This window comes from Actinomadura logoneensis (assembly GCF_003428695.1).
GTDB lineage: Bacteria > Actinomycetota > Actinomycetes > Streptosporangiales > Streptosporangiaceae > Spirillospora > Spirillospora logoneensis.
The window spans coordinates 1-2,637 of sequence record NZ_QURH01000662.1 but is presented as its reverse complement, the minus strand read 5'-3'; the positions used below and the strand labels follow the sequence as shown (position 1 = coordinate 2,637).

The following is a 2,637-nucleotide window of genomic DNA, read 5'->3' as shown; positions in this document are numbered from 1 at the left end:
TGCTGGTGTTCGCCGACGACGCGGCGGACGCGGCGCAGGTCCGGCCGCTGCTGCCGGGCGAGCCGGGCAGCGCGCTGCTGGTCACCGGCCGTCCGCGGCACCTCGGGCTGGACGGCGCGCACGTCGTGGACGTCCGGCCGCTGCCGCCCGGCGAGGGCGTGGAACTGCTCGCCGGGATCGTCGGCCGGGACCGGGTGGCGCGGGAGCGGACGGCCGCCGAGGCGATCGCCGCGGCCTGCGACGGGTTCCCGCTCGCGCTGCGGATCGCCGGGGCGCGGCTGGCGGCCCGTCCCGCCTGGCCGCTGTCGCATCTGGCCGAACTGCTCGACGGCCCCGGCCGCCTCGACCAGATGGTCGCGGGGGACACCGCCGTCCGCGCGCACATCGAGCACGCGTACGCGGGGCTCGACGAGCGGACCCGGCGGGCGTTCCGGATCCTGTCCCTGGCGGGGCCGCACCCGTTCGCGCCGTGGGTCGCCGGGGCGCTGCTCGACACGCCCGACGCGAGCGCGGTGCTGGCGGAGCTGGTGGACGGCTGCCTGCTCATCGCGAGCGGCGTGGACCGGTTCGGGCAGCCGCGGCACCGGATGCACGACCTGCTGCGCGAGTTCGCCGCCGAGCGGCTGCGCGGCGACCCCGACACCGAGCCGGCGCTGGAGCGGCTGATCGTCGCGTGGCTGGAGCTGGTGGACGCCGCCGACGAGCGCGCCCCGCGCGACCCGTACTTCCCCGCCCCGGCCCGGTTCCGGCGCTGCGCGGTCGTCGATCCGGACCTGGTGGGACGGCTCGTCGCCGCCGACCCGGCCGCGTGGATCGACAGCGAGATGGCCAACCTGCGGACGATCGTGGAGGTCGCCTGCGTCGCCGGTCGCCACCGGCTCGCGACCGGGATCGTGATGCGGCTGGCCGCCCACTCCCACCTGCACCGCAAGCACTTCGAGGTGGAGTACCTGTGGCGGCTCGTCGCGCGCGCCGCGACCGACGCCGGGGACGCCGAGACGGCCGCCTACGCGCGGTTCCGGTGCGCGGCCGTCCTGGCGGGCGACCGGGGCCGTCCGGCCGAGGCGGTCCCGATGGTGGACGAGGCGGCGGAGGTGTTCGAGCGGACCGGCGACCACCGGGACCTGTCGCGCGTGCTCAGCCTGCGCGCGTTCTGCCGGCAGGCCCTCGACCGGCCCGAGGACGCCGTCCGGGACGCCGAGCGCGGCCTGGAGCTGGCCGAGCTGACCGGCGAGCGGCACGCCCAGCTGAGCTCGCTGCGCGTCCTCGGCCTCGCCCTCGGCAAGCTCGGCGACCACGAGCGCGCCGTGGCCTCGGCCGAGCGCGCCCTCGCGATCGGACGCGAACTCGGCGAGCCCGCCTACCAGGGGATCGTGCTGGACAGCCTCGTCCGCATCTACGCCGCCGCCGGACGCCACGACCCGATCCCGGCCCTGTGCGCCGAGGGCGTCGCCCTGAACAGGAGCATCGGCAACGTCCTGGGCGTGGCCTACTTCCAGGAGCAGTGGGGCTACGCGCACCAGGAGCTGGGCGAGCACGAGCAGGCGGTCGCGCGGCTCCGGCTGGCCCTCGACCTGTTCGCGTCCCAGCGGGAGACCGACCCGGTGCCCGCCTGCCGTGAACGCCTGGAGCTGAGCCTCCGCGCCCTCCGCGAACCGGAGGGCGCCCGCGCCTGACGCCCCGGGCGCGCCGCCCGGAGGCGGCTTCAGAAGAGGGTGGGCGGCTCGGCCGGGACGGGTTCGGGCAGCGGCTCGACCTCCGGGACGACCGCCCGGACCTCGTCGTGGAAGCGGCGGGCCAGCGTCAGGGCGTCGGCGTTGTCGGGCGTGTGGACGAACACGGTCGGGGAGCGGCCCTCCCGCAGCCACGCCGCCGTGACGTCCACCCAGTGCCGCCAGCCCTCGACCGTGCGGTCCACGTCGTCGCGGCCCAGGTAGCGGACGATCGGGCGGTCGGTCAGCGCCCGCGAGCGGCGCGGCAGCCGCGGCTTCCTCAGCCACGCGTCCCGTTCGGCGTCGCTGGTCGGCGGGGCCACGAACATCGTGACGGTGTCGAACGGCACCCACTCGGCGTCCGCCGCCGCGAGGACGCGTTCGAGCATGCGCCCGGCGCGGTCGTCCTCGAAGAACGCCCGGTGCCTGACCTCGACGGCCGGCCGGTGCGAGCGGGGCAGGCGGCGCAGGAAGGCCGCCAGCGCGCCCAGGTCGCCGGGACCGAACGAGGCGGGGAGCTGCACCCACAGCGCGTGCGCGCGGGGCCCGAGCGGTTCCATGGCCGCCAGGAACGCGCGCATCTCCTCGTCGCCGCCCGTGAGCCGGTGCTCGTGGGTGACCGCCTTCGGCAGCTTCGGCAGGAACCGGAAGTCGGGGGAGGTCTGCTCGGCCCAGGACGCCACGGTCTCCACGGACGGCGTGGCGTAGAACGTCGTGTTCCCCTCGACGGCGTCGCACCAGGACGCGTAGGCGCGCAGCCGCTCGCCGGGCGGCAGGGGGTGCGGGATCAGCCGTCCTCTCCAGGAGGCAAGGGTCCACATCGCGCATCCCACATGAAGCCGCATGGCCACGACCGTATCGCCGGCGCCGCCGCGCCGCGTCGGCCGCCCGCCCGGGCGGGGACGTCAGCCGCCCGCCCGGGCGG

2 protein-coding genes are annotated in these 2,637 nt (G+C 76.9%); one reads left to right on the top strand and one right to left on the bottom strand.

Features of this window, described 5'->3' with window-relative positions; genetic code table 11:
- Positions 1-1,676, top strand: a 1,676-nt coding sequence (locus DZF91_RS25285; RefSeq protein ID WP_147341375.1) for a tetratricopeptide repeat protein, incomplete at its 5' end; no start/stop codon positions are given.
- Between the two features lie 29 nt (positions 1,677-1,705).
- Here DZF91_RS25285 and DZF91_RS25280 read toward each other — a convergent pair.
- The gene (locus DZF91_RS25280) at positions 1,706-2,557 is read right to left on the bottom strand and encodes a DUF72 domain-containing protein (RefSeq protein ID WP_117359724.1); all 852 of its coding nucleotides are present in this window, start codon (positions 2,555-2,557) and stop codon (positions 1,706-1,708) included.
- Between the last annotated feature and the right edge of the window lie 80 nt (positions 2,558-2,637).